The sequence below is a fragment of the Paracoccus zhouxuedongae genome (genome assembly GCF_041927815.1).
Classification (GTDB): Bacteria; Pseudomonadota; Alphaproteobacteria; order Rhodobacterales; family Rhodobacteraceae; genus Paracoccus.
Window position 1 is genome coordinate 93,372 of sequence record NZ_JBHFHM010000005.1, and the last position, 11,625, is coordinate 104,996.

At 66.7% G+C, this 11,625-nt stretch carries 11 protein-coding genes and 1 riboswitch; of the genes, 10 read left to right on the forward strand and 1 reads right to left on the reverse strand.

Features of this window, described 5'->3' with window-relative positions:
- Window positions 1-51: 51 nt before the first annotated feature.
- The 6 genes from ACEYYA_RS07760 (at window position 52) to ACEYYA_RS07785 (ending at window position 5,996) form a co-directional block, all read left to right on the forward strand.
- Window positions 52-486, forward strand: coding sequence for a Fur family transcriptional regulator (locus ACEYYA_RS07760; protein ID WP_374799303.1), 435 nt, complete (start codon window positions 52-54; stop codon window positions 484-486).
- A 69-nt stretch (window positions 487-555) separates the two neighbouring features.
- A riboswitch (cobalamin riboswitch) is annotated at window positions 556-746 on the forward strand.
- 178 nt (window positions 747-924) lie between these two features.
- The gene (locus ACEYYA_RS07765) at window positions 925-2,793 is read left to right on the forward strand and encodes a TonB-dependent receptor plug domain-containing protein (RefSeq protein ID WP_374799305.1); all 1,869 of its coding nucleotides are present in this window, start codon (window positions 925-927) and stop codon (window positions 2,791-2,793) included.
- On the forward strand, window positions 2,790-3,359 hold the full coding sequence (locus tag ACEYYA_RS07770; protein WP_374799307.1) for a DUF7676 family protein: 570 nt from the start codon (window positions 2,790-2,792) through the stop codon (window positions 3,357-3,359). Before ACEYYA_RS07765 ends, ACEYYA_RS07770 begins: the two co-directional genes overlap by 4 nt.
- Window positions 3,356-4,201, forward strand: coding sequence for an ABC transporter substrate-binding protein (locus ACEYYA_RS07775; RefSeq protein WP_374799309.1), 846 nt, complete (start codon window positions 3,356-3,358; stop codon window positions 4,199-4,201). Before ACEYYA_RS07770 ends, ACEYYA_RS07775 begins: the two co-directional genes overlap by 4 nt.
- Window positions 4,198-5,223 (forward strand): FecCD family ABC transporter permease, encoded by a 1,026-nt coding sequence (locus ACEYYA_RS07780; RefSeq protein WP_374799311.1) that lies wholly within the window; start codon window positions 4,198-4,200, stop codon window positions 5,221-5,223. The genes ACEYYA_RS07775 and ACEYYA_RS07780 overlap by 4 nt, the downstream gene beginning before the upstream one ends.
- On the forward strand, window positions 5,217-5,996 hold the full coding sequence (locus ACEYYA_RS07785) for an ABC transporter ATP-binding protein (RefSeq protein WP_374799313.1): 780 nt from the start codon (window positions 5,217-5,219) through the stop codon (window positions 5,994-5,996). The genes ACEYYA_RS07780 and ACEYYA_RS07785 overlap by 7 nt, the downstream gene beginning before the upstream one ends.
- A 96-nt stretch (window positions 5,997-6,092) precedes the next feature.
- On the opposite strand, the gene ACEYYA_RS07790 is transcribed toward ACEYYA_RS07785, so the two are convergent.
- Complete coding sequence (locus tag ACEYYA_RS07790; protein WP_374799315.1) at window positions 6,093-7,475, reverse strand: short-chain fatty acyl-CoA regulator family protein; 1,383 nt, start codon at window positions 7,473-7,475, stop codon at window positions 6,093-6,095.
- A 134-nt stretch (window positions 7,476-7,609) separates the two neighbouring features.
- Between ACEYYA_RS07790 and ACEYYA_RS07795 the strand changes: the two genes are divergently transcribed.
- The 4 genes from ACEYYA_RS07795 to prpB are packed head-to-tail and all read left to right on the forward strand — an operon-like array spanning window position 7,610 to window position 11,621.
- A complete protein-coding gene (locus ACEYYA_RS07795) occupies window positions 7,610-8,035 on the forward strand; it encodes an acyl-CoA thioesterase (RefSeq protein WP_374799317.1) in 426 nt (141 codons plus the stop codon).
- Complete coding sequence (locus tag ACEYYA_RS07800) at window positions 8,022-9,536, forward strand: MmgE/PrpD family protein (RefSeq protein WP_374799319.1); 1,515 nt, start codon at window positions 8,022-8,024, stop codon at window positions 9,534-9,536. Before ACEYYA_RS07795 ends, ACEYYA_RS07800 begins: the two co-directional genes overlap by 14 nt.
- Entirely contained in the window at window positions 9,533-10,702 is a 1,170-nt protein-coding gene (gene prpC, locus ACEYYA_RS07805) for a bifunctional 2-methylcitrate synthase/citrate synthase (RefSeq protein WP_374799321.1), read from the forward strand. Before ACEYYA_RS07800 ends, prpC begins: the two co-directional genes overlap by 4 nt.
- Before the next feature lie 4 nt (window positions 10,703-10,706).
- Window positions 10,707-11,621, forward strand: coding sequence for a methylisocitrate lyase (prpB, locus tag ACEYYA_RS07810; protein WP_374799323.1), 915 nt, complete (start codon window positions 10,707-10,709; stop codon window positions 11,619-11,621).
- Window positions 11,622-11,625: the final 4 nt, after the last annotated feature.

Consider the following 11,625-nt stretch of genomic DNA (forward strand, 5'->3'; position numbering starts at 1 on the left):
GCGAATCGTTCTCATATTGATGGCGATTGCGGCGGGGGCTATGATCCAGCCATGGCCAAGAACCTTGACGATCTGGAAACCGATCTGCGCGCTGACGGGCTGCGCATCACCCGGCAGCGGCTGGCGATCCTGCATGTTCTGCGCGAGGCCCGCGACCACCCCCGCGTCGAGGACATCCTGACCCGCGCCCGCCAGCAGGATGCCAGCGTGTCGCAGGCCACGGTCTATCGCACGCTGGCGGCGCTTGAAAAATCCGGCGCGGTGCTGCGCAACGATTTCGACGGCGCGGGGGCACGCTATGAACTGGCCGACCGTGCCCATCACGACCACCTGATCGACCTCGACACCGGCCGGGTGATCGAGTTCCGGTCCGACAAGATCGAACGCCTTCAGGACGAGATCGCAGCCGAACTGGGCTATGAAATCGAATGGCACCGGTTAGAGCTTTACGCACGAAAGCGCCGCCAGGGATCGCAGGGCGGATAGCTCGCCAGCCACGACGCCGCGCTGTTGCCGCCAACGCGCCATCCCCGCTTGCCTATCAACGCCCGTCTCTGCTAGGCAATCTTCGATGGTGCCCTTCGGGGTGAAAAGGGAATGCGGTGGGGCTTCATGCCGAATCCGCAGCTGTGCCCGCAACTGTAACCGGTAAGCGGACCGCAATTGCCACTTCGGTTGATCCGAGGGAAGGCGCGGCCCCGCGAAGACCCGGAAGCCAGGAGACCTGCCATCTGCGTTGCCCAACCCGCGGCCGGGTTCAGCCAAGGGAGCGGTCTTCCGCCAGCGGTGACACCATGAGTGGATCGAAGGCGGCGTTGTAATGCTCTCAGGACTGACAGTATCAAGCGGTAATCCGGCAGGCTTGTCCTGCCCCACGGCCTTCGCATCCGGCTTTCAACCCCGAGACGCCAAGGACCGCCGCAGATGCAGCTACGCCGCCTTTCCCTTGCTACCTTCCTGCTGGGCGCAACCGCGCTGAGCCAGCCTGCGCTTTCGCAGGACAACCGGACCACACTCGACACGATCGTGATCACGGCTTCGCGCACCGACCTGCCGACGCGCGCGGTCGGCAGCGCCGCAACCGTGGTTGATCGCGATCGTGTCGTGCGCGAGCAGAACCGCCGCGTCACCGATGCGCTGCGCGACGTTCCCGGCGTGCAGGTATCGCAGGATCGTCCGGGTGTCTGGACCTCGATCAGCATTCGCGGGTCGGACAATGATCAGGTTCTGGTCCTTGTCGATGGCGTGCGCGTGGCCGATCCCTCCGCCGCGTCAACTGCGTTCCAGTTCGATCACCTCAGCGCCGCCGATATCGAGCGGATCGAGGTGCTGCGCGGCAACCAGTCGTCGCTTTACGGATCGGACGCCATTGGCGGGGTCATCAATATCATCACCCGCCGCGCCGATACGGATGGCTGGCGGCTCAGCGCGGATGCCGAGGTCGGCCCGCACAGATCGAAGCGCGGCAACGCCACCCTGATGTGGAAACACGGCGCGATGGACGCCCGGCTGACGGCCTACAGCACGCATTACGACGGGCCGCCGATCAAGATCGCCTCGAACGTGGACAGTCCCTATCGAGGCAACGGCATCAGCGCGGTCCTGGGTTGGCAGATCGCGCCCGCAACCCGGCTGGAGTTTTCGGGCATGACCAGTGATACTTGGTCGGCCTATGACAGCCGCCCCGGTGGCAAGCTTGACACGGTGGACAAGGATGAATGGCGCGCGGGCCTGCGCCTGACGCATGAAACCGCCGATGGCCGATGGCGGCATGCGCTGCACGCGGGCCGCTATTCGGCGGTGCGCAGCTATCACACCGGCCATTCGCGGGCGTCGGTCGGCGACGTCTATGACGGCCTGATGACCAGCCTTGGCTATGACGTGACATGGAAGCCGAACGATACCTGGTCAGTGGTCGGCGGTCTGGCGCGCGAGACGGAAAAGACCCGGCAGGCGACCAATTTCAGCGGCGACTTCATCGCGTCCAACCGCACGACCGCCGCTTTTGCCGAAATCGCCTATACGCCGGACGACCGCAACACCGTGACGCTGGCCTTGCGCCGGGATGACAACGACCGGTTCGGTTCGTTCGAGACCTGGCGCGTCACCGGCGCGCATCTGCTGAGCTATGGCCAGACCGACATCAAGCTGCGCGCCAGTGCCGGGACAGGTGCCAAGTCGCCCAGCCTTTATCAGCTTTTCGATCCCACCTATGGCAACCCCAACCTGACGGCACAGGAAAGCCGCGGCTTTGACCTTGGCGCGGATGTCTATCTGCCCTGGGGCGAGCTCAACGCGACGCTGTTTCGCAACCAGGTCAGCAACAAGATCGCGTGGGGGGATCGGCCCGGCGGGACCAAGGGCTATTACAACCTTGGGGCAACGCTGGAACGCGGGCTGGAACTTGGCCTGTCGGCGGAGCTGGCGCCGAACTGGACACTTGCGGCCAGCCATACCTATCTGCTGTCGCAAAACGATCTGACCGGCGCCTGGCGCGGGATGCCCAAGCACACCGGCACCTTCAGCGTCACCTATGCCGCCGATCCCTGGTCGGTCACCGGGCGCTTGCGCTATGCCAGCGGCAACGATGCGGCCACGGTCAGCGGCTGGGGCAAGCATGTCTCCGGCTACGGCGTGGTGGACCTGTTCGCCAGCCACAAGCTGAGCGAGCGCACCGAACTTTATGGCCGTATCGAGAACGTCTTCGACCGCAGATATGAGACCTATTCCGGTTATCGCACGCCCGAGCGCAGCCCTTATGCCGGCATCCGCATCGGGCTGGAGGGGAAATGATGCTGAAACATGAGCAGACCTTGAACGACGATGGCCGCGCCACCGAAGATCGCTGGCCGGCGCCCCTGGATCAGCAGTGGCTGAACGACTTTCTGACCGACATGTTCGACAATCACTGGCAGGGTCTGTGCTTCGGCCCGATCATCGAGGGTGCGGCCTATGAACTGCGTCCACCGGGAAAACCCGAGCGGATCAGCCTCAACGACGGGTATCTGACGGTGTTCTACGGGCTGAACGGGCATTTCCACCTGTGTATCGGCCGCAATGAAGGCGCGCTGCGCCAGGGCGGCGAGGCGTTGGTCGCCCAACGTCGCCCCGGCAAGGCCGAGTTCTTCCGCAGCCTTGATCCCGAAGGCCACCCGCGCAGCTGGGGCTTTCGGATGGAGAACGGCAAGGGCGAACCGGCGCTGAGCCTGTTTTTCCCCAACCCCTTCATCACCCCCGACGACCGGCTGGCCGAGACGCCCGACTGGGACCGGCTGGCGACATGGGATCATGTGCGCAGCACCTATATCGGTCTGGATGACGGCGGGCCCGACCGGCTAAGCAAGGGCTATCGCACATGACACCGGCAGCGCGCCTTGTGGCGTCGATCTGGCTGGCGTGGTCTGGTCCGGCACTCGCCGGGCCAGAGGACTTCCCGCGTATCGCCTCGACGTCTCTTTGCGGCGATCTCTGGGCCTTGTCGCTGGCCGACCGCAACCAGATCGTCAGCCTGTCCAAGGACGCGACCGGGCCTTGGTCGGCGCTGGCCGATCAGGCGCGCGGCCTGCCGCAAAACCGCGGCAGCGTCGAGGAATTGCTGGTGGCCCAGCCGGATCTGGTGGTGACAAGCCACGGAACGCCGACCCAGATGCGCCGTGTGCTGGACCAGTTTGGCATCACCGAGATGGCGCTTGAAATGGTCAGCGACCTTCCCTCGCTGGCGGCCAAGGCACCCACGATCGGCGCGGGCTTTGGCCAGGCCGCGCGCGGCGAGGCCATGGCGGCGGCATTCACCGCGCGACTGGCCGAACTCGCCCCGCCCGCCGGCAGCCACCGGCCGCTGGTGATCTATTACCGCCCCGACGGTGGCGGCGCCGGGGCCGGAACCATCGTGGACGCGGTGATGACGGCGGCAGGATATGATAATCTGCAAGCAAGGACCGGCCCGCCCGGCTGGGGCGGCGTGCCGCTGGAACAGGTCGTCATGTCCCCACCCGAGGGGTATGTGCTGTCCTATTTCGACAATCAGCAGCTATCCGTGCGCCGGACGCTGGGTCGCAACCCGGTGCTGGCCCGTGCCAGTGCCGCTGGCGAGGCTCTGACCGTGCCGGGCGAATACTGGCCTTGCGATCACCCGGTCGTGGCCGAGGCGGCTTCGATCCTGGCCGCCGGGCGGCCGATGTTCGCGGAGGGCACGCGATGATGGCCGCCGACATGCGCGCCGGGCTGCGCCGCGATCTGACAATCCCGCTGTCGGCGGCTCTGGCCGTGCTATGCAGCGCGCTTCTTCTTTGGTCGCTGACGGTGGGTTATGTCGACATTTCCGCCGGTCAGGCGCTTGCCGGGCTGCTGGGGCGCGCCGATCCGCAGGTCGTGACCATCGTGCAGGAATTGCGCCTGCCGCGCGCCGCGCTGGCGCTGATCATCGGCGGGTCGCTGGGGCTGTCGGGTGCCGCCTTGCAGGGTCTTTTCCTGAACCCGCTGGCCGAGCCGGGGGTGATCGGGGTCAGTTCCGCCGCCGCGCTTGGGGCGGTCATCACGATCTATACCGGCTGGGCGGCGGTGCTGCCGTGGGCGCTGCCCGCAGGCGGGTTAGGCGGCGCGATGGCCGCGACGCTGATCTTGTGGCTGCTGGCCGCGCGCGGCGCCGAGCGTCTGACACTGCTGCTGGTCGGTGTGGCGATCGGCGGACTGTCGGTTTCGCTGATCTCGCTGACGATGAACCTGTCGCCAAACCCTTGGGCCATCAGCGAAATTGCCTTTTGGCTGATGGGTTCGCTGAAAGACAGAACGCTGGACGACCTGGGTCTGGCGGCGCCTTTCATCGCCACCGGCTCGCTGCTGCTGGCCCTGTCGGGGCGCGGGCTTGAGGCGCTGACGCTGGGCGAGGACGCGGCCCGGTCGCTGGGTGTATCCCTGAACCGGGTTCGCGCGCAGATCGTCATCGGGGTCAGCCTCTGTGTCGGCGCGGGCGTGGCCGTTGCAGGGTCGGTCGGTTTCGTCGGGCTGGTGGTGCCGCATCTTTTGCGCCCACTGGTCGGCCACGCGCCTGCCCGGCTACTGATGCCCGCGGCGCTTGGGGGCGCGGCGCTGCTGTTGGCGGCCGACATCCTGGTGCGGTTGATCGCCATCGGACCAGAGTTGCAGCTTGGCATCGTCACCTCGCTGATCGGCACGCCGTTCTTTTTCTTGCTGATTTTCCGGCTGAGGGACCAGACATGGTGAACGGGCTGACGCTGGAAGACGTCTGTGTCGACCTGCATCGCAAGCGGGTGATCGACAAGGTCAGCCTGACGATCCAACCGGGGCAGATGATGGCGCTGGTCGGGCCGAACGGGGCTGGCAAGTCCACGCTGTTGCGCGCGGCCCTGGGGTTGATCGGGCTGGCGGGCGGGGCGGTTCGGCTGGACGGTCGCCCGCTAGCCCAGTTCGACACGCAGGAACGCGCCCGCCGCGTCGCCTATCTGCCCCAGGGTCATCAGACGGTGTGGCCGGTGCCGGTGGCCCGTGTCGTCGGCCTGGGGCGCCTGCCGCATCGTGGCCCCTTTGCCGCCGCAAGCCCTGCTGACGCGGCAGCGGTGGCGCAGGCCATGGCGCAGACCGACATCACCCACCTGGCCGACCGCCCGGTCAGCGCCCTTTCGGGCGGCGAACGGGCGCGCGTGCTGCTGGCCCGTGCGCTGGCCGTCGGCGCCGGGGTTCTGCTGGCGGACGAGCCGATTTCAGCATTGGACCCGCGTCATCAGCTTGAGGTCATGGCCCTGCTGCGTGCGGCGGCGGATTCCGGCACCGCGGTGGTCTGCGTGCTGCATGACCTTGGCCTGGCGGCGCGGTTTTGTCACAGCGTCGCCGTTCTGGATCACGGTCGCCTGGTTGCCGAGGGGCCGCCCGACACCGCCCTGTCGCCAGCGATCCTGCGCGGCGTCTACGGCGTCGAACCCTACAGCGCCCGACATGAACAGCAGCCGGTGCTGATCCCCTGGCGGGTGCTGTCGTGAGGCTTGGCAGCCGTTCCGGGCGCGGCAAGGGGATCGGCTGCCCAAAGACCGCAGGGCAAGACATCACGCCTCCCTTCGGCGGGGGGCGCTGTTCGGTCAGTCGCTGGAATAGGGCGTAAAGCGCGATCGGTTCGGATCGGGGCGCAGCGCGCGGCCGGCCATGGGGAAGGCCCGTTGCGGGCAGGCGGGGCGGTCGCAGATCTTGCAGCCCGCGCCGATCGGCGTTGCCCGCGACGGGTTGCGCAGGTCGATCCCGCGCGCATAGACCAGCCGGTCGGCATGGGCGAGGTCGCAGCCAAGCGCGACGGCGAACCGCTTGACCGGCGCGCCATAGCCGCCCGCGCCATGGCTGACGGTGCGCGCCACCCACAGATAGGACCGTCCGTCAGGCATCTGCGCCACTTGGGTCAGCAGCTCGCCCGGGCGCGAAAACGCCTCATAGACATTCCACAGCGGACAAGAGCCGCCGATCCGGCTGAAATGGAAATCCGTCGCTGACTGCCGCTTCGAGATATTGCCGGCCCGGTCGACCCGGATGAAGAAGAACGGCACCCCGCGCGCCTGCGGCTTTTGCAGTGTGGACAGCCGGTGGCAGGTCGTTTCAAAACCGACGCCAAAGCGCCGCGCCAACAGTTCGATGTCATAATGCTCGGCCTCGGCGGCGGCGATGAAGGCGCCATAGGGCAGGATCAGCGCCCCGGCAAAGTAATTCGCAAGGCCGATCCGCAGCAGGTCGCGCCCTTCGTCGCTTTCCATCCCGGCATCGGCGGTCAGCCGGTCGATCTCGGCGCCGTGTTCCAGAAACGCGATCTGGGTGGCGATCTGAAAGGCGCGCTGGCCCGCAGACAGCCGCGCCGACAGGTGCAGCACGCGCGCCCCCGCATCGAACTGCCGCAGCGCGCTGGTGTTGTCGTCGACCGCAACGCGGATGCCATGGCGCCCGGCCAGCCGGTCGATCAGACCCTCGGCCATGCGTCCGGGGCGCAGGCCACAGCCGACGGCCTCGGCCGCCTCATCCAGACTGGGGATGTAATTGCGCTGCTCATAGAACCAGTCGCGCACCGCCTCGAACGGGGCCGGGGCGCCGAAGCCGCCAAGGATCCGCCCGTTCATCAGGTCGATCCGTTCGGCATCCTCGCGCAGGCGCGCGTGCATCGAGATGATGGTGCGGGCCACGCCGGGCATGTTCGCCGCAAGCTCGCGCAGCTCGGCCATCGACGCGCCTGCGCCCTGATCAGCCAGCGCGGCGCGCAGCTCGGGGATCAGCCGGGCCTCCTCGGATTCCGAGAAAAGCTGCACATCCAGCCCGAAGATCGCGTTCAGTCGCAGCAGCACCTTGACCGTCAGCGGGCGCTGGTTCTTCTCCATCTGGTTCAGATAGCTGGGGCTGATCTCAAGCGCGCGCGCCAGTGCAACCTGGGTCATGGCGTGTTCCTCGCGCAGTCGGCGCAGGCGCACGCCCATGAAGGGCTTCTTCATCTTCTTGCCTTTCGCAAACTTCGCAAACCGTCTCCGGTCAATTCACAAATATATTCTATTTCAGTAGTTTAGCAGATCATGTGAATTGTGAAAAGGTCTGCCTGCCCATCTTGCGAAGATTGGCGGAGGTGCCGATGACACAGACCGAACCCGACAGCACAGCCCCCACCACGGTGATGATCGAGATGATCTTCCCCGAGCGCGCGAACCATTACGCGACGCTGTTTGGCGGGAATGCCCTGGCGCTGATGGCCAAGGCCGCCTTCGTTGCAGCAACGCGGCGGGCAGGTGGGGCGGTGGTCATGGCGCGGTCGGACCGGGTTGATTTCGCGACCCCGATCCGGGTGGGCGAGATGCTGGAATTGCGTGCGACGGTCATCCGGATCGGGCGCAGCTCGATGAGCGTGACCGTCACCGGCGAGACCGAGGACATGGCCACCGGCCAGCGCCGCGCGGTGCTGAGTGGGCGGTTCGAGATGGTGGCGGTGGACGCATCCGGCCGCCCCCGCGCCATCGCAACGAACATTCAAGGACAGGAGACATCGCATGAAGATGCATGACGTTCGCACCTACAGATCAGCCGAGCACCTGGCGCGCGCCGATCAACTGGCGTGGAAGATCGCCGAGGTGGCCGCCGATCCGGTCGCCGTCGATGCCGATGTGGCCGACATGATCATCAACCGGGTGATCGACAATGCCGCCGTCGCCGCGGCCTCGGTCGCGCGCCGCCCGGTCGCCACGGCGCGGACGCAGGCGCTGTGCCACCCGATGACGCCCGGTGCGACGGTCTTTGGTATGGGCGATGCGCGGATCAGCCCGGAATGGGCGGCCTGGGCCAATGGCACGGCGGTGCGGGAACTGGATTTCCACGACACCTTCCTGGCCGCCGATTATTCCCACCCCGGCGACAACATTCCGCCGATCCTGGCCGTCGCGCAGCATTGCCGGCTGTCGGGAGCGGATCTGCTGCGCGGCCTAGCCACCGGCTATGAGATCCAGGTTGATCTGGTCAAGGGCATCTGCCTGCACGCGCACAAGATCGACCATATCGCTCACCTTGGCCCGTCAGCCGCCGCCGGGATCGGCACGGCGCTGAAACTGCCGGTCGAGGTGATCTATCAGGCCACCCAGCAGGCGCTGCATGTCACCACCACCACCCGCCAAAGCCGCAAGGGCGAGATTTCGTCGTGGAAGGCCTACGCCCCCGCCTTTGCCGGCAAGATGGCGATCGAGGCCGTCGACCGCGTGATGCGCGGCGAGGGCGCGCCCAGCCCCGCATGGGAGGGCGAGGACGGCTTCATCGCCTGGCTGCTGGGCGGACCCGAGGCGGTCTATCATGTGCCGCTGCCCGAACCGGGCGAGGCCAAGCGCGCCATTCTGGACACCTATACCAAGGAACATTCCGCCGAATACCAAAGCCAGGCGCTGATCGACCTGGCGCGCCGGATGGGTCCGAAGATCGGGGATCTGTCACGCGTCCGCTCGATCCTGATCGAGACATCGCACCACACCCATCATGTGATCGGCACCGGCGCGAACGATCCGCAAAAGATGGATCCCCGTGCCAGCCGTGAGACGCTAGACCATTCGATCATGTATATCTTCGCGGTCGCGCTTGAGGATGGCGGCTGGCACCACGAGAAAAGCTATGCGCCAGAGCGCGCACAGCGGCCCTCGACCGTGGCGCTGTGGCACAAGATCGCAACCGCCGAGGATGCCGAATGGACGCGCCGCTATCACGCCCCTGATCCCAAGGAGAGGGCCTTTGGCGGGCGGGTGACGGTCACGCTGGATGACGGGTCGCGGATCGTTGACGAACTGGCGCTGGCCGATGCCCACCCGGACGGCGCGCGCCCGTTCGGGCGCGCCAGTTATGTGCGCAAGTTCCTGACCCTTTCGGACGGCGTGCTTGGCGCTTCCGAACAGCAGCGCTTCCTCGACGCAGCCGAGGGGCTGGCCGATCTGGGACCGGGCGATCTGGGACGGCTGAACTTTGCGGTGGATGCCGACAAACTTGGCACCCCGCGTCCTCGGGGCATCTTTGACGGGGGGAAGGCATGAGCGGCGAGATTCGGAAACCGAAGAAATCGGTGGCGCTTTCGGGCGTCTCGGCGGGCAATACCGCGCTGTGTTCCGTCGGCCAAAGCGGCAATGACTTGCATTATCGCGGCTATGACATCCTCGATCTGGCCGCGGCCTGCGACTATGAGGAAGTGGCGCATCTGCTGATCCACGGGCATCTGCCCAATGCCGCCGAACTGGCGGCCTATCGCGCCAAGCTGCGCGGCCTGCGCGGACTGCCCAAAGCGGTGCGCGAGACGCTGGAGGCGATCCCGGCCGCCGCGCATCCGATGGATGTGCTGCGATCGGGCGTGTCGGCGATGGGCTGCGCCCTGCCCGAGGCGGCCGATCACAACGCGCCCGGCGCCCGCGACATCACCGACCGGCTGATCGCCGCGCAGGGCTCGATGTTGCTTTACTGGTATCACTATGCCCAGAATGGCCGCCGGATCGAGGTCGAGACCGAGGACAGCTCTGTCGCCGGGCATTTCCTGCATCTGCTGCACGGGCAGGCGCCCTCTGCCGATCATGTGCGGGCGATGCAGACCACGCTGAACCTTTATGCCGAGCATGAATTCAACGCCTCGACCTTTACCGCGCGGTCCATCGCCGGGACCGGATCTGATGTCTATTCGGCGGTGACCGGGGCGATCGGCGCGTTACGCGGGCCAAAGCACGGCGGGGCGAACGAAGTCGCCTTCGAGACCCAGAAACGCTACGCCACACCCGACGATGCCGAAACCGACATTCGCGACAGGCTGGCGCGCAAAGAGGTGGTGATCGGCTTCGGCCACCCGGTCTATACCGTCTCGGACCCGCGAAACGTGGTCATCAAGCGCGTCGCCCAGGCGCTGTCGGATCAGGCGCGCGCGACCAAGATGTTCGCCATCGCCGAACGCATCGAGGCGGTGATGATGGATGCCCGGCAGATGTTTCCCAACCTCGACTGGTATTCCGCCGTTTCCTATCATCTGCTAGGGGTGCCGACGGCCATGTTCACGCCGATCTTCGTGATCGCGCGCACGGCGGGATGGGGCGCGCATGTGATCGAACAGCGCCACGACAACAAGATCATCCGGCCCTCGGCCCATTACATCGGCCCGGACAACCGCGCCTTCGTGCCGCTGGACAAACGCGGCCTGTTCCTGTCTGCCGCAGCGGAGTGACGCCATGACCTATCTGATTGCCGATGACCTGCCCCTGGAAAGCGCCGGCCTGCGGTTTCGCCGGGCGCTGGACGAACCCGGCATCCTGCGCGTGCCGGGCGCCCATAACGGTCAGGCGGCGTTGCAGGCCAAGGCAGCGGGCTTTGATGCGCTTTACCTGTCGGGGGCGGCGATGACCGCCTCGATGGGGCTGCCCGATCTGGGCATCATCACCATCGACGAGGTGTGCTTCTTCATCCGCCAGATCGCCCGCGCCTCGGGCCTGCCGGTGCTGGTCGATGGCGACACCGGCTATGGCGAGGCGCTGAACGTCATGCACATGGTGCGCGCCTTTGAAGACGCGGGGGCTGGCGCGGTGCATCTGGAAGACCAGCTTCTGCCGAAGAAGTGCGGGCATCTGAACGACAAGAAGCTGGCACCGGCGGCGGACATGGCCGCCAAGGTCGCGGCGGCGGCCCGCGCGGCGCGTGATCTGGTGGTCATCGCCCGCACCGATGCGGCGGCCTCTGAGGGGGTCGAGGGCGCGATCGCCCGCGCAAGGCTCTATGTCGAGGCCGGGGCCGATGCGATCTTCCCCGAGGCGCTGACCTCGGTCGAGATGTTCCGACAGGTGCGGGCGGCGCTGCCGGGGATCAAGCTGCTGGCGAACATGACCGAGTTCGGCCGCACCCCGGCGCTGACCGCCGCCGAGTTCGAGGCCCTGGGCTATGACATGGTGATCTGGCCGGTGTCATCGCTGCGCGTCGCCAACAAGGCGCAGGAACGTCTTTACGCGGCCCTTGCCCGCGACGGGGCGACCACCGCGATGATCCCCGAGATGCAGACCCGCCAGGAATTGTATGACACCATCGGCCTTGCCGCCTTCGAGGCGCTGGATCAAAGCATCGCGGCCTCGGTTGCGCCGGATTGGCAGGCCTGAGGGG